Annotated in this window: 15 protein-coding genes and 1 tRNA gene; 14 read left to right on the top strand and 2 right to left on the bottom strand. The window is 50.3% G+C overall.

What is annotated here, in order from left to right; all coding sequences use genetic code 11:
- Positions 1-35 precede the first annotated feature (35 nt).
- The 9 genes from N7268_RS01785 (at position 36) to hybG (ending at position 7080) form a co-directional block, all read left to right on the top strand.
- Positions 36-323 carry a DUF2623 family protein gene (locus tag N7268_RS01785; RefSeq protein ID WP_198905790.1) on the top strand — a complete coding sequence of 96 codons (288 nt, stop codon included), beginning with the start codon at positions 36-38 and terminating at the stop codon, positions 321-323.
- 190 nt (positions 324-513) lie between these two features.
- Positions 514-1632 (top strand): hydrogenase 2 small subunit, encoded by a 1119-nt coding sequence (gene hybO, locus N7268_RS01780; RefSeq protein ID WP_198905792.1) that lies wholly within the window; start codon positions 514-516, stop codon positions 1630-1632.
- A 2-nt stretch (positions 1633-1634) separates the two neighbouring features.
- Positions 1635-2621, top strand: a complete 987-nt coding sequence (hybA, locus tag N7268_RS01775; RefSeq protein WP_260861603.1) for a hydrogenase 2 operon protein HybA — start codon at positions 1635-1637, stop codon at positions 2619-2621.
- Entirely contained in the window at positions 2611-3789 is a 1179-nt protein-coding gene (gene hybB / locus N7268_RS01770; RefSeq protein ID WP_198905795.1) for a Ni/Fe-hydrogenase cytochrome b subunit, read from the top strand. The genes hybA and hybB overlap by 11 nt, the downstream gene beginning before the upstream one ends.
- Positions 3786-5489 (top strand): hydrogenase 2 large subunit, encoded by a 1704-nt coding sequence (gene hybC / locus N7268_RS01765; protein WP_260861602.1) that lies wholly within the window; start codon positions 3786-3788, stop codon positions 5487-5489. The genes hybB and hybC overlap by 4 nt, the downstream gene beginning before the upstream one ends.
- Complete coding sequence (locus tag N7268_RS01760) at positions 5489-5983, top strand: HyaD/HybD family hydrogenase maturation endopeptidase (protein ID WP_260861601.1); 495 nt, start codon at positions 5489-5491, stop codon at positions 5981-5983. The genes hybC and N7268_RS01760 overlap by 1 nt, the downstream gene beginning before the upstream one ends.
- Positions 5976-6467, top strand: coding sequence for a hydrogenase-2 assembly chaperone (gene hybE / locus N7268_RS01755; RefSeq protein ID WP_260861600.1), 492 nt, complete (start codon positions 5976-5978; stop codon positions 6465-6467). The genes N7268_RS01760 and hybE overlap by 8 nt, the downstream gene beginning before the upstream one ends.
- Entirely contained in the window at positions 6460-6801 is a 342-nt protein-coding gene (hypA, locus tag N7268_RS01750; protein WP_198905799.1) for a hydrogenase maturation nickel metallochaperone HypA, read from the top strand. Before hybE ends, hypA begins: the two co-directional genes overlap by 8 nt.
- A gap of 30 nt (positions 6802-6831) precedes the next feature.
- Positions 6832-7080: a hydrogenase maturation factor HybG gene (gene hybG, locus N7268_RS01745; protein WP_260861599.1), complete on the top strand. Its 249-nt coding sequence runs from the start codon at positions 6832-6834 to the stop codon at positions 7078-7080.
- A gap of 51 nt (positions 7081-7131) precedes the next feature.
- On the opposite strand, the gene yghU is transcribed toward hybG, so the two are convergent.
- Positions 7132-7998, bottom strand: coding sequence for a glutathione-dependent disulfide-bond oxidoreductase (gene yghU, locus N7268_RS01740; RefSeq protein ID WP_260861598.1), 867 nt, complete (start codon positions 7996-7998; stop codon positions 7132-7134).
- A gap of 218 nt (positions 7999-8216) precedes the next feature.
- Here yghU and N7268_RS01735 point away from each other — a divergent pair, with 218 nt between their 5' ends.
- The 5 genes from N7268_RS01735 (at position 8217) to N7268_RS01715 (ending at position 20379) form a co-directional block, all read left to right on the top strand.
- Positions 8217-10505, top strand: coding sequence for an FdhF/YdeP family oxidoreductase (locus N7268_RS01735; RefSeq protein WP_260861597.1), 2289 nt, complete (start codon positions 8217-8219; stop codon positions 10503-10505).
- Between the two features lie 151 nt (positions 10506-10656).
- The gene (gss, locus tag N7268_RS01730) at positions 10657-12516 is read left to right on the top strand and encodes a bifunctional glutathionylspermidine amidase/synthase (RefSeq protein WP_260861596.1); all 1860 of its coding nucleotides are present in this window, start codon (positions 10657-10659) and stop codon (positions 12514-12516) included.
- 270 nt (positions 12517-12786) lie between these two features.
- Complete coding sequence (locus tag N7268_RS01725; protein WP_260861595.1) at positions 12787-14280, top strand: hypothetical protein; 1494 nt, start codon at positions 12787-12789, stop codon at positions 14278-14280.
- Positions 14281-14351: 71 nt separating this feature from the next.
- Entirely contained in the window at positions 14352-15842 is a 1491-nt protein-coding gene (locus tag N7268_RS01720) for a hypothetical protein (RefSeq protein WP_260861594.1), read from the top strand.
- A gap of 778 nt (positions 15843-16620) precedes the next feature.
- Positions 16621-20379 carry a peroxidase family protein gene (locus N7268_RS01715; RefSeq protein WP_260861593.1) on the top strand — a complete coding sequence of 1253 codons (3759 nt, stop codon included), beginning with the start codon at positions 16621-16623 and terminating at the stop codon, positions 20377-20379.
- A 245-nt stretch (positions 20380-20624) separates the two neighbouring features.
- On the opposite strand, the gene N7268_RS01710 is transcribed toward N7268_RS01715, so the two are convergent.
- Positions 20625-20700, bottom strand: a tRNA-Phe gene (locus N7268_RS01710).
- Between the last annotated feature and the right edge of the window lie 29 nt (positions 20701-20729).

Raw genomic sequence — 20729 nt, 5'->3', positions numbered from 1 at the left:
ATTATATAGCGATTGAAGGCTAATGGAGACTCAGCATGAACAACCATTTTGGCAAGGGCCTGATGGCCGGATTAAATGCTTCAAGTGCGGACAGCGCGCGTTCAGTAGCGAATTTTTGTGCTGATTACAAGCGTGGTTTTGTTCTGGGATTCTCGCATCGTATGTTCGAAAAAACGGGCGACAGGCAGCTCAGTGCGTGGGAAGCAGGAATTTTGACGCGCCGCTACGGGCTGGATAAAGAGATGGTGATGGACTTCTTCAAAGAGAACCAGTCCAGTACAACAATTCGGTTTTTCATGGCCGGCTATCGGCTCGAAGCTTGATCCGAAAGGGGTATTGCGTTGCTTTAATTAATTACACTATGGCCTAACACCTTCGTTTTGTTGCCCTGCCGACGTATTATAATGCACATAACCATATAAAAAGTGTGGTAAATGGCGCGCTGATCGCAATAAGCAACTTGCGAATGGTGCAAAATAAAAAGCCAGGTCTTCGCAACGGAATAACAATAAAATGACTGGAGATAATTCTCTCATCAATTCGAACGGCATTAATCGCCGTGATTTCATGAAGCTTTGTGCAGCACTGGCCGCTACCATGGGGCTCAGTAGCAAAGCCGCCGCTCAAATGGCAGAATCAGTTTCCCATCCCCAGCGCCCGCCGGTTATCTGGATCGGTGCTCAGGAGTGTACGGGTTGTACTGAATCACTGCTTCGTGCGACACACCCGACAGTGGAAAACCTCGTTCTGGAAACGATCTCTCTGGAATACCATGAGGTGCTCTCCGCCGCCTTTGGCCATCAGGTCGAAGAGAATAAACATCACGCTCTTGAGAAGTACAAAGGGCAGTATGTTTTGGTGGTAGATGGTTCTATCCCACTAAAAGATAATGGTATTTACTGCATGGTTGCCGGTGAGCCCATTGTGGATCACATCCGTAGAGCGGCAGAAGGTGCAGCAGCTATCATTGCTATCGGCTCTTGTGCCGCATGGGGTGGGGTTGCTGCTGCAGGCGTTAACCCAACGGGTGCCGTTGGCCTGCAAGAAGTTCTGCCAGGCAAAACCATCATCAATATCCCCGGTTGTCCGCCGAACCCGCATAACTTCCTCGCGACGGTCGCGCATATCATCACCTACGGTAAGCCACCTAAGCTGGATGCGAAAAATCGTCCGACCTTTGCCTATGGCCGCTTGATTCACGAGCATTGCGAACGTCGCCCTCACTTTGATGCTGGCCGCTTTGCTAAAGAATTTGGCGATGAAGGCCACCGTGAAGGTTGGTGCCTCTACCATCTGGGCTGTAAAGGACCCGAAACTTACGGCAACTGCTCGACATTGCAGTTCTGCGATGTTGGCGGCGTATGGCCAGTGGCTATCGGTCACCCTTGCTACGGCTGTAACGAAGAAGGCGTCGGTTTCCACAAAGGTATTCACCAACTCGCTCATGTAGAAAACCAGACACCGCGTTCAGAGAAGCCGGATGTCAACATGAAAGAAGGTGGCAACGTTTCTGCCGGGGCTATTGGGCTGCTGGGCGGCGTAGTAGGACTGGTTGCCGGCGTCAGTGTGATGGCGGTACGTGAACTGGGGCGTCAGCAAAAGAAAGATAACGCTGACTCACGGGGAGAATAACCGTGAACAGACGTAACTTTATTAAAGCAGCCTCCAGCGGGGCATTGCTGTTGGGCGCTGCGCCGTCTGTCAGCCATGCGGCTGCAGAAAACCGTCCGCCGATCCCAGGGTCTCTGGGGATGCTCTATGACTCAACGCTGTGCGTAGGCTGCCAGGCCTGCGTCACGAAGTGTCAGGATATCAACTTCCCGGCGCGTAACCCGGAAGGTGAGCAGACCTGGTCAAACAACGACAAACTGTCACCGTATACCAATAACATCATCCAGGTGTGGCGTAGCGGAACAGGCGTTAACAAAGACCAGGAAGAGAACGGCTACGCATACATTAAGAAGCAATGTATGCACTGCGTCGATCCTAACTGCGTTTCCGTTTGCCCGGTCTCCGCACTGAAAAAAGATCCGAAAACCGGCATCGTCCACTATGACAAAGATGTCTGTACGGGTTGTCGCTACTGCATGGTTGCCTGTCCGTACAACGTGCCGAAATATGACTACAACAACCCGTTTGGTGCGCTTCACAAATGTGAACTGTGTAACCAAAAAGGTGTTGAACGTCTGGATAAGGGCGGTTTACCTGGGTGTGTTGAAGTCTGTCCTGCCGGTGCAGTGATTTTTGGTACCCGTGAAGAGCTGATGGCTGAGGCGAAAAAACGTCTGGCACTGAAGCCTGGTAGCGAATACCACTATCCGCGCCAGACCTTGCAGACTAACGATACCTATCTGCATACGGTACCGAAGTACTATCCGCACCTGTACGGTGAGAAGGAAGGTGGCGGTACGCAGGTAATGGTGCTGACCGGCGTTCCTTACGAGGATTTGGATCTGCCTAAACTGGCTGAGCTTTCAACCGGTGCGCGTTCCGAACATGTTCAACATTCCCTGTATAAGGGCATGATATTACCCCTGGCTGCGCTGGCGGGCATAACCGTGCTGGTTCGTCGTAACATGAAAAACGACCATCACGACGGAGGAGACGATCATGAGTCATGATCCTAAACCGCTGGGCGGAAAAATAGTCAGTAAACCGGTCATTATTTTTGGGCCGCTAATCGTCCTGTGTATGATCCTGATCGTGAAACGTCTGGTCTTCGGATTGGGCTCAGTCTCCGATCTGAACGGCGGTTTCCCATGGGGTGTATGGATCGCGTTTGACCTGCTGATCGGCACCGGTTTCGCCTGTGGCGGCTGGGCGCTGGCGTGGGCGGTTTATGTTTTCAACCGAGGCCAATACCATCCGCTCGTGCGTCCGGCATTGCTGGCGAGCCTGTTTGGATACTCGCTGGGTGGTCTGTCGATCACCATCGACGTAGGTCGTTACTGGAACCTGCCGTATTTCTACATTCCGGGTCACTTTAACGTGAACTCGGTACTGTTTGAAACGGCGGTCTGTATGACGATTTATATCGGCATCATGGCGCTGGAATTCGCTCCGGCCTTGTTTGAACGCCTGGGATGGAAAGTCTCTCTTAAGCGTCTGAACAAAGTGATGTTCTTTATTATCGCCTTCGGCGCGCTGCTGCCAACAATGCACCAGTCTTCAATGGGTTCATTGATGATTTCTGCAGGTTATAAGGTGCATCCGCTCTGGCAGGCCTATGAAATGCTGCCGCTGTTCTCGGTACTCACTGCCTTTATCATGGGCTTCTCGATCGTGATTTTTGAAGGCTCGCTGGTACAAGCTGGCCTGAAAGGTAACGGTCCGGATGAGAAGCATTTGTTCATCAAGCTGACGAATACGATTAGCGTTCTGCTGGCGATTTTCGTGGTTCTGCGCTTCGGTGAACTGATTTATCGGGACAAGCTGTCATACGCATTTGCAGGCGATCTTTACTCCATGATGTTCTGGATTGAAGTCGTGCTGATGGTGTTCCCGCTGGTGGTACTGCGTATCACGAAGCTGCGCAATGACTCGCGTATGTTGTACCTGTCTGCGCTGAGTGCATTGCTGGGTTGTGCGACATGGCGTCTGTCTTATTCGCTGGTTGCGTTCAATCCTGGTGGTGGCTACCACTACTTCCCGACCTGGGAAGAACTGTTGATTTCTATTGGTTTTGTGGCTATTGAGATTTGTGCATACATCGTACTCATTCGTCTACTGCCGATACTTCCTCCTTTAAAACAAAACGATCAAAATCGTCATGAGGCGAGCAAAGCATGAGCCAGAGAATTACTATTGATCCGGTAACCCGTATTGAAGGCCATTTACGCATCGACTGCGAAATCGAAAATGGCGTGGTATCTAAAGCGTGGGCGTCCGGTACCATGTGGCGCGGCATGGAAGAGATCGTGAAAAATCGCGATCCGCGCGATGCGTGGATGATTGTGCAGCGTATTTGTGGTGTTTGCACCACGACTCACGCTATCTCTTCCGTGCGTGCAGCTGAAAGCGCGCTGAATATTGATGTTCCCGTGAACGCACAGTACATCCGTAACATCATTCTGGCAGCGCATACGACGCATGACCATATCGTGCACTTCTATCAGCTTTCTGCGCTGGACTGGGTGGATATCACCTCCGCACTGAAAGCCGATCCGGCGAAAGCTTCTGCGATGCTGAATGGGGTGTCGTCCTGGCACCTGAACAGCGCAGAAGAGTTCACTAAGGTTCAGAACAAGATTAAAGACCTTGTTGCCAGCGGTCAGTTAGGTATTTTTGCCAACGGTTGCTGGGGTCACCCGGCAATGCAGCTGCCGCCGGAAGTGAACCTGATTGCGGTCGCGCACTACCTGCAAGCGCTGGAATGCCAGCGTGATGCAAACCGCGTTGTGGCGCTGTTGGGCGGTAAATCACCGCACATTCAGAACCTGGCGGTGGGTGGGGTTGCGAACCCAATTAATCTCGACGGTCTCGGCGTACTGAACCTTGAACGCCTGATGTACATCAAGTCCTTTATCGATAAGTTGAGCGACTTCGTTGAGCAGGTTTACAAGGTAGATACCGCCGTTATTGCGGCATACTATCCTGAGTGGCTGGAACGCGGTCAGGGTGCGGTTAACTACCTGAGCGCGCCGGAATTCCCGACTGACGGTAAAAACGGCAGCTTCCTGTTCCCGGGGGGCTACATCACCAATGCCGATCTGTCGACCTATCGTCCGATCAACTCTCATTCCGATGAATACCTGATTAAAGGGATTCAGGAGAGTGCGAAACACGCATGGTACAAAGACGAAGCGCCGCAGGCTCCGTGGGAAGGCACAACGGTTGCTAACTACACCGGTTGGTCAGATGACGGTAAATACTCCTGGGTTAAAGCGCCGACCTTCTATGGCAAAACTGTCGAAGTGGGTCCGCTGGCTAACATGCTGTGTAAACTGGCTGCGAAACGCGAGTCTACCCACGCCAAGCTGAATGAAATCATTGCGATTTACACCAAGCTGACCGGTAAAACCATCGAAGTGGCGCAGCTGCATTCGACGCTGGGCCGTATTATTGGTCGTACCGTTCACTGCTGTGAACTGCAGAACGTCCTGCAGGATCAGTACAATGCGCTGATTGTTAACATCGGTAAAGGCGACCACACCACCTTCGTGAAACCGGATATTCCGGCAACTGGCGAATTTAAAGGTGTCGGCTTCCTGGAAGCGCCACGCGGGATGCTTTCTCACTGGATGGTCATTAAAGACGGCATTATCAGTAACTACCAGGCGGTTGTTCCTTCAACCTGGAACTCTGGCCCACGTAACTTTAATGATGAAGTGGGACCGTATGAGCGCTCACTGGTAGGAACGCCGATCGCCGATCCAAATAAACCGCTGGAAGTGGTACGTACCATTCACTCCTTCGACCCTTGTATGTCATGTGCAGTGCATGTGGTGGACGTTGACGGGAACGAAGTTGTCTCAGTTAAGGTTCTGTAATGCGGATATTAGTGTTAGGGGTCGGTAATATTTTGCTGACCGACGAAGCCATCGGGGTACGTATCGTTGAAGCATTAGAGCAACGGTACATCCTGCCAGACTATGTTGACGTTCTGGATGGCGGTACAGCGGGGATGGAACTTCTCGGTGATATGGCGAACAGAGATCACCTGATCATTGCTGACGCCATTGTGTCGAGAAAAAACACCCCAGGAACCATGATGATCCTCCGGGATGACGAGGTTCCGGCGCTGTTTACCAACAAAATCTCACCGCACCAGCTTGGCCTGGCCGACGTTTTGTCGGCCCTGCGTTTTACCGGCGAGTCTCCGAAAAAACTGACGTTAGTTGGTGTGATCCCGGAATCGCTGGAGCCGCATATTGGACTAACGCCGACGATTGAAGCCATGATAGAACCTGCGCTTGAGCAGGTTCTTGCCGCGCTACGCGAATCGGGTGTGGAAGCGAAACCCAGGGAGACTGCGCATGTCTGAAGAGTTTTCAGGCTTTCAGACAGCCCCGAAAATGCAGGTTCAGGCAGCGTTTGAAGAAATTGCCCGACGTTCGATGCACGATCTCTCTTTCTTGCATCCGAATATGCCGGTGTATGTTTCAGATTTTACGCTGTTTGAAGGGCAGTGGACGGGATGCGTTATCACACCCTGGATGCTCAGCGCAGTGATTTTCCCGGGGCCAGACCAGGTCTGGCCCGTACGTAAAGTCAGCGAGAAAATCGGGCTGCGTTTACCGTATGGCGAGATGACATTTACCGTTGGCGAACTGGATAACGTATCGCAATACTTCTCCTGTTCGCTGATGTCACCGCTTTCGCACAGTATGTCGGCACAAGAGGGTGTCCGTCTGGCTGACGATTGCGCGCGGATGTTGTTATCGCTACCGGTGAGCGATCCTAACGCTCCTCAGCAGGCAGGGCGTCGCGCGCTGCTGTTGGGACGTCGGAGTTGTGAAAATGCATGAGCTGTCTCTTTGCCAGAGCGCGGTTGAGATTATTCAGCAGCAGGCAGAGCAGCACGGTGTAAAACGTGTTACCGGCGTTTGGCTGGAAATCGGGGCGCTCTCCTGTGTTGAAGAGAGCGCTGTTCGTTTCAGTTTTGACATCGTCTGCCAGGATACGGTGGCGCAGGGATGTGAACTGCACATTGATTACAAACCCGCCCAGGCCTGGTGCTGGGATTGCAGTCAAGTTGTGGAAATCACCCAGCATGACGCGCAATGTCCACGTTGTCAGGGCGATCGTCTGCGCGTTGAAACTGGCGATTCACTGAAAGTGAAAAGTATAGAAGTCGAATAACCCATAGAGTGCTATGGGGCGGAGTCAGATATGTGTATTGGAGTCCCGGGTCAGATTCTGGCCGTCGGTGAAGATATTCACCAACTTGCGCAGGTTGAAGTGTGCGGCATCAAACGCGATGTGAATATTGCTCTGATTTGCGAAGGCGATCCTGCTGAGCTGGTTGGGCAATGGGTGTTGGTGCACGTAGGGTTCGCCATGAGCATCATTGATGAAGATGAAGCTAAAGCCACGTTAGACGCGCTACGCCGTATGGAGTATGACGTCACCAGCGCGTGACACGTCTTAAAAATGCCGGAGTGCGCTTATGCGACTCTCCGGCATTGCATGTTACCCCTGGCGCTTATCTTCGGTATTTGTGTCGAAGTCACTGGCGTCATGGCGTTCATGAAGCTGTTCGTTCAGCGGTCCGTTAGTCCGGTTTACGATCCGTCCACGCTTAACGGCCGGGCGTTCAGCAATCTCTTTTGCCCAGCGCTGGACATGCTTGTAGCTGCCTGCGTCAAGGAATTCTGCCGCGTCATAGACCGTGCCCAGCACGACATTGCCAAACCACGGCCAGACAGCCATATCGGCAATGGTGTACTCATCCCCAGCCACAAACTTATGTTTTGCAAGCTGCTTATCCAGCACGTCGAGTAAACGCTTGGCTTCCATGGTGAAGCGGTTAATAGCGTACTCAATTTTGACTGGCGCATAATTATAGAAATGTCCAAAGCCGCCGCCGAGGAACGGTGCGGCGCCCTGAAGCCAGAATAACCAGTTCAGCGTTTCTGTCCGTTTCGCTAAATCCTGTGGCAGGAAATAGCCATATTTTTCCGCAAGATAGAGCAGGATGGCACCAGATTCAAACACGCGAACTGGCGGATTTTGCGAATGATCGCGCAGCGCCGGGATCTTGGAGTTCGGGTTCACCTCAACAAAGCCGCTGGAAAACTGATCGCCATCGCCAATGCGAATAATCCAGGCATCATATTCCGCGCCCGTCACCCCCTGCGCCAGCAGCTCCTCCAGCATAATTGTGACTTTCTGACCGTTCGGCGTACCCAGCGAGTAGAGTTGCAGCGGATGTTTGCCGACCGGCAGTGTCTTCTCGTGTGTGGCACCGGAAACAGGGCGGTTGATGTTAGCGAATGCGCCGCCGTTTGATTTCTCCCACGTCCAGACTTTCGCGGGCTGATAAGTATTGTCTGACATGTTGACCTGCCTTCTGAGTGGTTGTGTTGAAGCAGTGTAGCAGTTAGGTAGAACTCAATTTAACAGATTGGGACTTTATGTCGCTTTGTGCTGAAAGGGGAAGATAAATCTAACCCATTCATTGTATCCGGGCTGTACTCCGTGAAGAGGAAATCAATGTCAGACAGAAATTGCTACCGTACTCGCCATCAATAATTGGCGGTAAATAAGCAGTAACAATGAAAAATGGTGTGCCAGGAGTAAGCGCTTATCAGGGACCGGCGGGGGGATGGGGCGCGGTAAAAGCCGTCACTGCTTCGGTGTTTTCACAAAAGGCGGTCGCGCGCGATATTATCGCGATGTTCAAAATGAACCAGGTGAAAGGGTTCGACTGTCCAGGCTGCGCATGGCCGGATCCGGGCCACCGTGCGCCGATGGAGCTCTGCGAAAACGGTGTAAAGGCGGTTTCCTGGGAAACAACCAGCAAGAAAGCTTCGCCGGCGTTTTTTAGCCGCCACACGGTTTCAACGCTATGGCAATACAGCGATTATGCGCTGGAAAATATCGGTCGGCTGACGCATCCGATGAAATACGATGCGGTAACGGACACCTGGCAGACCGTCGAATGGGATACCGCGTTTCAGGAGATTGGCGAGCGTCTGCGCAGCTATGATTCCGCAGAGCAGGTAGAGTTTTATACCTCTGGCAGAACCTCAAATGAGGCCGCGTTCCTGTACCAGCTGTTTGCCCGCGAATACGGAAGCAATAACTTTCCTGATTGTTCAAACATGTGTCACGGTCCAACCAGCGCAGGGCTGACACGAGCAATCGGTCTGGGGAAAGGAACCGTTGAACTCGACGATTTTGACCATTGTGATCTGGTGATTTGTATCGGACATAACCCAGGGACGAACCATCCGCGTATGCTCACCACATTGCGTGACGTGGCCAAACGCGGAGCCAAAATTATCTCCATCAATCCGCTGACCGAAAGGGGACTTGAGCGTTTTAGCTTCCCCCAAAGCCCAAAAGAAATGTTCACCGGCCAGGCGACAGAGCTCAGCAACGATTATTACCAGGTCAAAATAGGCGGCGATGCCTCGCTGCTCAAAGGCATCATGAAAGCACTGATCGAAATGGATGAGGCGCGGATTTTACTGGGACGGCAGCCCTGTCTCGATCATGCGTTTATCGACGAACATACAGAGGGATATTCAGCACTGTATGACGATTTACGCCAGTGTAGTTGGGCGGAGTTGGAGCAGGACGCTGGCCTGACGCGTAGCCAGATGGAAGACCTTGCGCACAGTTACAACAAATCCCGTGCCACCATCATCTGCTATGGTCTGGGGATTACCCAGCACAAGAACGGGACTGAGAATGTCCAGCAGCTCGTGAACCTGCTGTTGCTGAAAGGCAATATTGGCAAACCGGGGGCAGGGATTTGCCCGCTGCGTGGTCATTCGAACGTGCAGGGCGACCGTTCCGTGGGCATTAACGAGGCGGCATCCGAAGATTTTCTGCAGCGCCTGGAAGCCCATTTTTCGATCACGGTTTCGCGTAAACATGGCCGCTCCAGCGTGGAAAGCATTCGGGCTATAGAACGGGGGGATGCGAAAGCGTTAATTTGCATGGGGGGCAACCTGGCGGTGGCGATGCCACAACCACAACGTACCTTTGCGGCGATGAGAAACCTGGATATGCAGGTCCATGTGGCGACCAGGCTGAACCGATCGCATTTACTGCTGGCAAAACACAACTATCTGCTGCCTGCGTTGGGCAGAACGGAACTCGATGTGCAGGCGAGCGGTATTCAGTCAGTCACCGTCGAGGATTCAATGTCAATGGTACATGCTTCCTGCGGAGGACTGAAACCGGCCTCCAGAGGGTTAAAATCCGAACCCGCTATTGTGGCTTCAATGGCACGGGCTACGCTTCCCCATTCTCCGGTCAACTGGGAAGCATTCGCGGGTGACTATGCGCTGATCCGCGATGCCATCGAAGCCGTTATTCCTGAATTTTACCATTACAATGCGCGTATTGCCGAGCCAGGCGGATTTCGCATGGATACGCCTGCAGCGCGGCGTGAGTGGCGAACGGCGAAGGGTAAAGCCAACTTTATCGTCAGCCACCAATATGCGGTTGAGCGGGAAAACCAGCCAGCCGATGCGCTGATTCTGGCCACGCTGCGCAGTCACGATCAGTACAACACGACCATTTATGGTATGAACGATCGTTATCGCGGTATTACCGGGCGACGCGATGTGGTGTTTTTAAGTGAAGAGGAAGCCACCGCGCGGGGTCTGAAGCTGGGCGATATTGTGAATGTGCAGGCTCTGGACGATCACGGTCAACCTTGTGTTGAGCGCACGATGCACAGACTCACCGTGGTGATCTACGACATGGCGGCAGGATCAATCGGCGCGTACCTGCCGGAAGCCAACGTACTGCTGTCGCTCGATGCGGTAGACACGGAAAGTTTGACCCCCGCATATAAAAGCGTACCGGTCACCCTGACAAAAGCGTAGTTCCTGCTGTGAATTTTTCGCCTCTGAGCGCCAGCCGCTGCGTTGAGGTGTATGATAGGTCGACCTCTGTCCGGTTAGTGTCGCAGAGCAGGCAATCAGAGCGAAAATTCACGCCAGGCTGCTCAGGCTGTATTGTTTTGAGGTAAGGTGCATGAGCAAAGGAACGACCAGTCAGGATGCCCCATTCGGGACATTATTGGGCTACGCCCCAGGCGGCGTAGCAATCTACTCTTCAGATTACAGCTCCCTCGACCCACGGGACTACGACGATGATGCCGCGTTTCGCAGCTATATCGACGACGAATATATGGGCCACAAATGGCAGTGCGTAGAGTTTGCGCGCCGCTTCCTCTTTCTTAACTACGGTGTGGTGTTCACGGATGTCGGCATGGCCTGGGAGATCTTCTCCTTGCGCTTCCTGCGAGAAGTAGTGAACGACAATATCCTGTCGTTACAAGCCTTTCCCAACGGTTCTCCTCGCGCCCCGGTAGCTGGCGCTCTGCTTATCTGGCAAAAAGGCGGTGAGTTCAAAGATACCGGGCACGTCGCGGTCGTCACTCAGCTTCTGGAAAACAAAATCCGTATTGCAGAACAGAACGTGCTCCACACGCCGCTTCCTCCGGGGCAACAGTGGACCCGTGAGCTGGAGATGGTGGTTGAAAATGGGCGCTATACGCTGCGTGACACCTTTGATGACACCACGATCCTGGGGTGGATGATCCAGACGGATGATACCCGTTACAGCCTGCCGCAGCCGCAGATCGCCAACGACTCACTGAAAATTTCGGGTGCCCGCCTGGAAGACAAAGGGCAGTTTGATGGCAAATGGCTGGATGAGCAGGATCCGCTGCAAAAAGCGTACGTGCTGGCGAATGGCCATGTGATTAATCAGGATCCGCATCAGTATTTCACCATTACAGAGAGAGCAGAACAGGAGCTAATTAAAGCGACCAACGAACTGCATCTGATGTATCTGCACGCCACGGATAAAGTGCTGAAAGACGATAACCTGCTGGCGCTGTTTGATATCCCGAAAATCCTCTGGCCGCGTCTGCGTCTTTCCTGGCAGCGCCGTCGTCATCATATGATCACCGGTCGTATGGATTTCTGTATGGATGAGCGTGGGCTTAAGGTGTACGAGTACAACGCCGATTCCGCATCGTGCCATACCGAAGCGGGACTGATCCTTGAACGATGGGCTGAGCAAGGTTACAGAGGGCAGGGACATAACCCAGCGGAAGGGTTGATCAACGAACTGGCTGGCGCCTGGAAGCACAGTCGCGCGCGTCCTTTCGTACACATCATGCAGGACAAGGACATTGAGGAGAACTACCACGCACAATTTATGCAGCAGGCTCTGCATCAGGCTGGGTTTGAAAGCAAAATTCTGCGGGGGTTAGATGAGCTACGTTGGGATGACGCGGGTCAGTTGATTGATGGTGATGGTCGGCTGGTGAACTGTGTCTGGAAAACCTGGGCGTGGGAAACTGCGATTGAGCAGGTTCGTGAGGTCAGTGAAACTGAATATGCCGCCGTGCCGATTCGCACCGGTCATACCCATCAGGAAGTTCGTCTGATAGATGTACTCCTGCGCCCGGAAGTCCTGGTCTTTGAACCGCTGTGGACGGTAATTCCGGGTAACAAGGCGATACTGCCTATTCTGTGGCAACTGTTCCCGCATCATCGTTATCTGCTTGATACCGATTTCACGGTTAACGAAGAACTGGCACAAACCGGTTATGCCGTTAAACCTATTGCCGGACGCTGTGGTAGCAACATTGATTTAGTCAGTCATCAGGAAGAGTTGCTGGATAAAACCAGCGGTAAATTTGCGGAACAGAAAAATATTTATCAGCAACTTTGGTGTCTGCCACAGGTCGCCGGAAAATATATTCAGGTCTGCACATTTACTGTCGGGGGGAATTATGGTGGCACCTGCCTGCGCGGGGATGAATCACTGGTCATTAAAAAAGAGAGTGATATCGAACCGCTGATCGTAGTGAAAGGATAACCTTACTGTTTCCCGTGATGGTGGCAAATCATCACGGGATGCTTAAAGATAAGTTCCCGTAAGCTGTCTTGATGGTAAGATACGCTCCTCCATCAGTCATCACGACATATCTATTAAATGGCTTTAATTTATCGTGTAATATGACGGTATTAAGTGAATATCTTTCTGAGTGATTTGTTAATATAAAATAAAATTTATGGTGTTCTCTGTATTCTTATAAGTATTATCTCGTGATAACAAACGATAAATTACTTATTTCAGGATATCAGTATGCCAGTTGTTATCAGCAAAACATCAGCACATAACGTGAGTAACATTACTCAAACCTCCCCTCAAAATACGAAATCACAATCTCATTTTTCGACATTAATAAAATCAGTAAAAAATGGAACGCTGCATGTCAAGGGACATAATCATAAGACACATGCTGTTGTGCAACAAGATATACAGAAAAACAATCTATCTCTTGTTAAAAATGAAAGCAAGTCAGAGTGTCGTAAACAAATAGATGATTTAATGAACATGCAGCGTTATGTTAACGAACAAAACACCAGTCTGGCTGCAGAGCTTGATAAAATGGATGCCAGGAATGGTTCATATATAGATAGAAAAGCGATAACGGTTGAACTTGCAAAAAGACTGAATGAATCAGTGAATAATAATGACTTTAATAGCTACGGTCCGCTTTATAAAATGGTGATGACGGAAGAGAGTCAAATACTCACTTCTTCGCTGACGCCAAAAGAACGGGCAATAAGCAGTAATCAAGCATTGTCGCATAATGAAAAGCTCGTTCTGCAGAAAAAAGCGGCCGAGACAAAACTGGCGGTCGCTGATTTTTGCCTGCGTATTTTAAGATTGAATGAGCAGGCAGAATGGACGCCACCTGGATCAGCGGCGCTTAACACGCAATCAGCCATCAATGCGGATGAACTGTTATCTGCGAGCTTGCAGAATGCGTTATCCAAACCTTACTTCGACAGTAAGCGTGGTATTGATTCTGCGTCCGGTTTGTATCATGAACAGCAGATTTATAAATCAGGAACTTGCGCTACCCACGCGAATAACCACTATCTTGCTGCCTGGTGTGCGAGAGAAGAAAGACCCTTTCTGGCGCTGACTCCACGGCGTCTGGAACTTTTACTTTCAGCAATACAGAATCGCCAGAATACGGAAGTTAAGGAACTGGAGACCATGTATGCCCAACAAAATGAAGAATTTTCTGCAGATGCGAAAGCCGTCGTGCATTCACAATTAAAACGAAATGAAAAATATATACTCAATGATGAAAATAAAAATACGCTGGTGGAATATGGTAAATATTATGGCACTTATAATGTAAAAGACACTGTGATAACGCCTAACATTTGGTCGCATGAAATAGTTGAGTTAATTAATCAATCTTATGGACTACCCACTCAGGTTGATTCAGTCCACAACGATGCCTTGTCATGGTATTACCAGCCTGATGGTATTCATCAATTAGAGGAAAAACAGGATAGTCTGATATGCATTTTTGCCTCGTCTGATAAGAAAATATGTCATGCTGTCTGTTTTAATAAAAAAGAAGGGGAGTGGTATTTACAGGATTCGAATTTACCCAGTCCAATTATATGCCGCCCCAGTGATCTGGTTAACCATCTGTGTGGGATGGATAACAGTCACTCTATACTGAGACATATTGAGGATGTTGGAGAATATCGTAGATGGTATAATCTTGACAGCAATTCTGCTGTAGACTTCAGCCATTTTGAACCGCACTAAGTATTATTGATACATCATCCAAAGGGTAAGGTGTATTCACAACTATAAAATAAATACTTCAGGACATCAACATGCCAATTGTTATTAACAAAGCATCAATGCATCACGTGAGTAGTATGACTCACGATTTTCCTCAAGATAAAAAATCACAATCCCACTTTTCAACAATAATAAAGTCGGTTAAAAATGGAACGCTGCATGCAAAGAGGCACGGTCATGAAACTCATGCCCCTGATCTAAAAAATGTGCAGATGGGCACGTTATCTCATGTTCAGACAATAAAACAAACAGAGTGTCATCGGCAAATAGATGATTTGATGAACATGCAGCACTATGTGAACGAAAAAAATACCCAGCTGGCTGCGGAAATTGGAAAAATGGATGCCAGACATGCTAAGGATATCGATCATAAAGCGGTAACGGCAGAGCTTGCGAAAAGGCTGTATGATTCTGTCAACAATAGTGATTTTAATAAACATGGTGCACTTTATAAGGCGATAATGACGGAAGAGAGTCAAATACTCACCTCTTCATTGTCGCAAAAAGAACTGACGGGAAACAATCATAAGCATCTGTCACACAATGAAAAACTCATTCTGCATAAAAGAATTGCGGAGACACGGCTGGCGGTCTCTGATTTTTGTCTGCGCATTTTAAGGTTAAACGAGCAGGCTGAATGGACACCTCCGGGAGACGCGGCGCTTAACACGCAATCAGCCATCAACGCGGATGACCTCGTATCAGCGAGCATGCAAAATGCGTTATCCAAACCATACTTTGAGAGTATACGTGGCATTGATGCTGACTCAGGTTTGTATCATGAGCAGCAGTTTTCTAAATCTGGAAGCTGTGCTACACATGCTAATAATCATTACCTTGCCGCCTGGTGTGAAAGACAAGAAAGACCCTTTCTGGCGTTGACTCCGCGTCGTCTGGAGCTTTTGTTATCGGCCATACAAAATCGCCAGAATACAGAAGTTGAGGAACTGAAGACCATGTATGTACAGGAAGGAAAGTCTTCAGCAAAAGCCAAAAAACTTGTTATGTCTGAGTTAGAGCAAAATGAAAAATTTATACTCAAAGATAAGCAAAAGAACAAGTTAATGAATTATGGTGAGAATTATGATCTGTCTGATATGATAAATACTGTGAAAACCAGCCGTATTTGGGGCGCTAAAATCACGGAGTTAATTAATCAAACTTATGGGCTTCCTGCCCAGATCCAGGCTGGTCGTAAGGATGCACAGGTATGGGCTTCCCAGTTAGATAATCTTCATCAACTAGAGCAAAAGCAGGATAGCCTGATGTGCATTCTTACCTCTCGTGATGGCCAGTCCTGCCATGCTACCTGCTTTAATAAAAAAGAGGATGTCTGGTACTTACAAGATTCAAATTTGTCCAGCCCGATTAAATGCAGTCCCAGCGAGCTGATTATTCATATTAGTGATAAGAATAACAATCACCCGATACTCAGCAATATTGATTATTATGGGAATTATCGTGATATGTATAGTCTCGACAGTAAGGCTCTTATAAATTTAAGCCACTTTGAGCCACACTAAATATGGCTGATATATACCCGAACGAGTAAACATGCTAATCCCCCAGCCTGCAACAGTCTGGGGTTAACGTAACGCAGTAAAACAGAAATACGGAGCTATTCCGTACATCCAGTCAGGCAAATCATAATCGAAGCAGCATAAGCAAGTTTAACATCACATATAATGACTTAATTTTATGTTGTTAGTGACATATTAATATAATTTAGCTCCGGCATGTCAGCAAAGCGGTAATGAGAATGTATTATTTCTATTGTCGCTATTTAAACTTTTATATCATTTATATTAGTGCGGATTGATTGATAGTTAATTTTTTCTTTATGATATGGCTCCATATTTATCTGGATCTATTTTCATAGAGCATTGAATTTAATGATAATTAAAAAGAAGCCATTAACGCAGCGTTGTTCGGTTAAATGCTGGGGGCTGTATTCACTGTGTAATATTGATGATTTTTTTGTTATTCGAAATTTAAATATTGTTTCTACTCATTGACGGATGTTATTTTTTTGGCTTTATTCAATATCAGGGGATCGCTTTTCTGAAACCTGCTATCACTTTGGCAAAGTAAGTCGTCGCGATTTTCCAGTGGGGGCTGAGCATATCCATCATAGGGTCTTTTGTGAAGTTAAAGGGGGGATATATATAGGTCGTGCGCCCATCCGGAGCTCGAAGTCGCTCTGCCTATTCGCTCAGTTAGCAATTCCAGACGCGTAATTCGAGTGCCGCTACCGGCTTCGCCTTTTCGTGCCTTTCATAATCATTATTGAGAGAAATGAAAATGAAGAATGACATAAAACCCGACCTGAAATATACCCTCAAACAAATACCTATAGCACAAACGGATGCTGACGATCTCAACTTCAGTATATTATCTAACTGTCCTGCGCCATTCAGTCTGCGAACCTTCGAGGCTAGTTTTAACCACCTGGTCACAGGGCAAGGCAAGTTTGGTGCCACAGACCTTTCCTTCCTGCACTTTTTTGATTCCTCGTTTCACGCGGGATACGCTGGGATAGGGTCGGTTATGGATCCGCCGTCATGGATTACCAGCAACCGGACCGCCAGTTTCTTATCTGCAGTTGAAGTGAACAAAGGTACCGATCCGGTGCTCGGCATAGGTCTGAATGATGTGTTTGGCACGCCGTCGCCGCAGGCGGTTATTGAGCAGGCACCGAGATCCAAGGTTTCTACGCTGACTCAGGACAAGATAGCGGTGCCTGACGGTATGAACACCAGGTTGAAACCTACCGATCCCATTCTCCTGGCGCGCAAGGAAACATCGACGGAAGCCGATGACGATGACGATGATAATGATGATGTCGGCGGCGACGGTGCTTTCCCGCTCACCGCCAGTGATGTCGCCAACCTGAAGAATCTGGTCAACGGACTTGAAGGAGGTGAAGACAACGATGCGCTCGGGATCCGCGATCTCGAAGGCACCGGTAATAACCGCGTTCACCTTGACTATGGTTCAGCCGATCAGCCGTTCATTCGACTCACCGACGCGCACTACGGTGCCTGGAATGAGACGACTCACAACCGCGACATCAACCCGCTGTTTTCTGGACTGGATCCGCGTACCATCAGCAATGTCCTTGGCGCACAGGAAGCAAACCTTTCCGGCAACGCCGCTGGCGTGAACAGCTTATTCACGGCCTTCGGTCAGTACTTCGATCACGGTCTCGATTTCCTCGGTAAGGGAGGTAACGGAACGATCCAGATTGGCGCTCCGGGCTCGGTTCCCAATCCCGCGGACCTGACTCGCGGTACCGTTGACAGTATTGATGCCAATGGAATCCCGCAGCATCTCAATAAGACATCGCCATTCGCTGACCAGAACCAAACTTATGGCTCTAACGAACTCGTCGGTCAGTTCCTGCGAGAAGGCGATGGACTGGGCGGGTTTACGGGCAAGCTATTAGAGGGCGGCGTGGATCCCTCAAATCCAAATTTCAGGCTATTGCCCACGCTGAGTGAACTGATCCTCCATCACTGGAACAACAACACGCGGTTCACCGACAGCTCGCTGCCGGGCGACCACAGCGTCACTTTTCGGGAGTACTTCGCAGGGCTGGTCGACAGCAATGGCGTTATCAACCAGGCGATGCTTCCTGCCATGACCTCTAATTTCATGGGAAGTGGCTTTGCGCTGCTACTCGACACCAACCCCTTTATCAGCCTGCTCGACCACTACGTGGCGGGTGATGGACGTGCGAACGAGAACATCGCACTCACCGCGATCCACAACATCTGGGAGCGGAATCACAACTTCCATGTCAACGGATTGCTCGAAGCCGGATTTAATGGAACCGCTGAAGAGCTGTTCCAGGCTGCCAAGATCATTAACGAAGCGGAATATCAGCGCGTTATTTACACCGACTTTGCCAACAAGTTGCTTGGTGGCATGAGAGGCGAGGGCGATCACGGCTTCGCCGAGTACAATCCGGAAGTGGATGCACGCGTCTCGCACGAGTTCGCGACGGCAGCTTACCGCTTCGGCCATTCGCTGATAGGGCAGACGCTCACGGTGTTAGATGCTCAGGGCAATGCAACGCAGGTACCGCTGTTCGACGCATTCCTCAACCCGACGAACGATATGAGCGCGTTCACCTTGCCCAAAGCGCAATTGCCTTATTCTCCACAGCCGGGATATGAGCAACTCGGTGTCGCAGGGATCATTGCCGGTGGTGTTGTCCAGCCTGCGGAAGAGGTCGACGTCAATATCGTTGATGCTGTCCGAAACGACCTCGTTCGCATGAGTGCTGATGTGTTCGCCTTCGACGTTGCCCGCGAGTGGGACGTCGGTCTGGGTTCGATGAACCAGATCCGGGCCGACCTGATGGCCTCTCTGGATCCGTATGTGAAGGAGGCAGTAAGCTTTGCCGGCGATCTCACACCCTACAGTTCGTGGGAGGACTTCCAGGCACGGAACGATCTCAGCGACACCGTCATCGCGCAATTCAGGCAGGCCTATCCAGACCTCGTGCTGGAAGAGTCGCAAATGGCAGGCTTCCTGTCGGCAAATCCTGGCTATAAATTTGTCAACGGAAACACCGTCAAAGGCATCGACCGAGTTGATCTGTTCGTCGGAGGACTCGCTGAGAAGCACATCAATGGCGGTGTGGTCGGCCAGACTTTCTGGGTCATTATCCACGAGCAACTTGACCGGATACAGGAAGGTGACCGGCTGTATTATCTCGACCGTGTGGAGCATCTGGACCTCTACGAGGTTCTCGAGGAGCAGGGCTTTGCCGGGATCGTGGCACGCAACACGGGCCTGACCAATCTTCCCGAGAACATTTTCGGGACGAGTCAGCTCGATAAACCGCCGGTTGTTGTCAACCACAACGTCGTCCTCAATGGCGGGAACGGCATTGACGTCCTCAATGGGGGGCTCGGCGACGATGTCCTGAACGGTGGGGGCGGCAACGACACGCTCAACGGTGGGGCTGGCAGCGATACCCTCAACGGCGGTCTCGGGGCCGATGTGATGGTGGGCGCTCTCGGTAATGACACCTATATTGTTGATAATGCTGGAGATTTCGTCACAGAAGGTCTTAATGGCGGGACCGATACTGTCCAGACCACTCTCCACAATTACACGTTGCCCAATAACGTTGAAACCCTGGTGTTCACTGGGACAGGTACTTTCACCGGCAGAGGGAATGCCATTGCCAACACCATTAACGGTGCCAGCGGTAATGACTTTTTGTATGGTCTGGGAGGTAACGACACGCTCAACGGCGGGGCAGGAAATGACACCCTTGATGGCGGTGATGGTGCCGATAACCTTCAGGGCGGGGCCGGCAACGATAACATGACAGGCGGAGCGGGTAACGACAGGTTCGATGGTGGGCAGGGTGCCGATAGCATGACAGGTGGTTCCGGAGATGATACGTATCTGGTTGATAATGCGATGGATGTTGTCAAGGAGGGGCTTAATGGCGGGACAGACTCTGTCCAGACCGCCCTCCACAATTACACGTTGACCAATAACGTTGAAACCCTGGTGTTCACCGGGACAGGTACTTTCACCGGCAGAGGGAATGCCATTGCCAACACCATCAACGGTGGCAGCGGCAATGACTTTTTGTATGGTCTGGGAGGTAACGACACGCTCAACGGCGGGGCAGGAAATGACACCCTTGATGGCGGTGACGGTGCCGATAACCTTCAGGGCGGGGCCGGCAACGATAATATGACAGGCGGAGCGGGTAACGACAGGCTCGATGGTGGCCAGGGCGCTGATATCATGACAGGAGGTTCAGGGAATGACATCTTCGTCTTTAGCCAAAACTTTGGGCGAGACCGTATTACCAACGGTTTCGATAGCAATCCCGGCGGAGGGCAGGACTACCTCGATCTGAGTTTATTAGGCATTGGTGTGGCGAATTTTGCCAGCAGCGTCAAGATTGCCGGGGGAGCCAGTAACAGTACCGTGATTACCATCGGCGATCCTGTTAATGGCAATGTCATTACTTTAGAAAACGTAAACGCTAAAAGCATCGATATTGATGATTTTATTCTAATCGGATAAGCAGAAGACGATGTCGCGCCAGCATATGCCAACAAAACTAAAGAAGTGATTAAAGGGAACGAAAGCGACCTTTATAACGCTGTTTTTTAGGTGTGTTATCAACTTGCCTATGCTGGCGCCTCTACCGAAGTGAATAGGCTTTATGCCCAAAACCGAGGCTTTCAAGATGCCGTCCAGGGTGACCAGAAATCTACCGGAACCCTGAAAAGCAAAAAACCAGCCCGTAGGCTGGTTCTTCTAAATAGTGGTGCCCGGACTCGGAATCGAACCAAGGACACGGGGATTTTCAATCCCCTGCTCTACCGACTGAGCTATCCGGGCAACGAGGCGCATTAAAACCGATTCGCTTC

The sequence above is a fragment of the Citrobacter sp. Marseille-Q6884 genome, assembly GCF_945906775.1.
Classification (GTDB): domain Bacteria; phylum Pseudomonadota; class Gammaproteobacteria; order Enterobacterales; family Enterobacteriaceae; genus Citrobacter.
The sequence above is the reverse complement of the archived record's forward strand: the minus strand, read 5'-3'. Positions and strand labels throughout refer to the sequence as shown.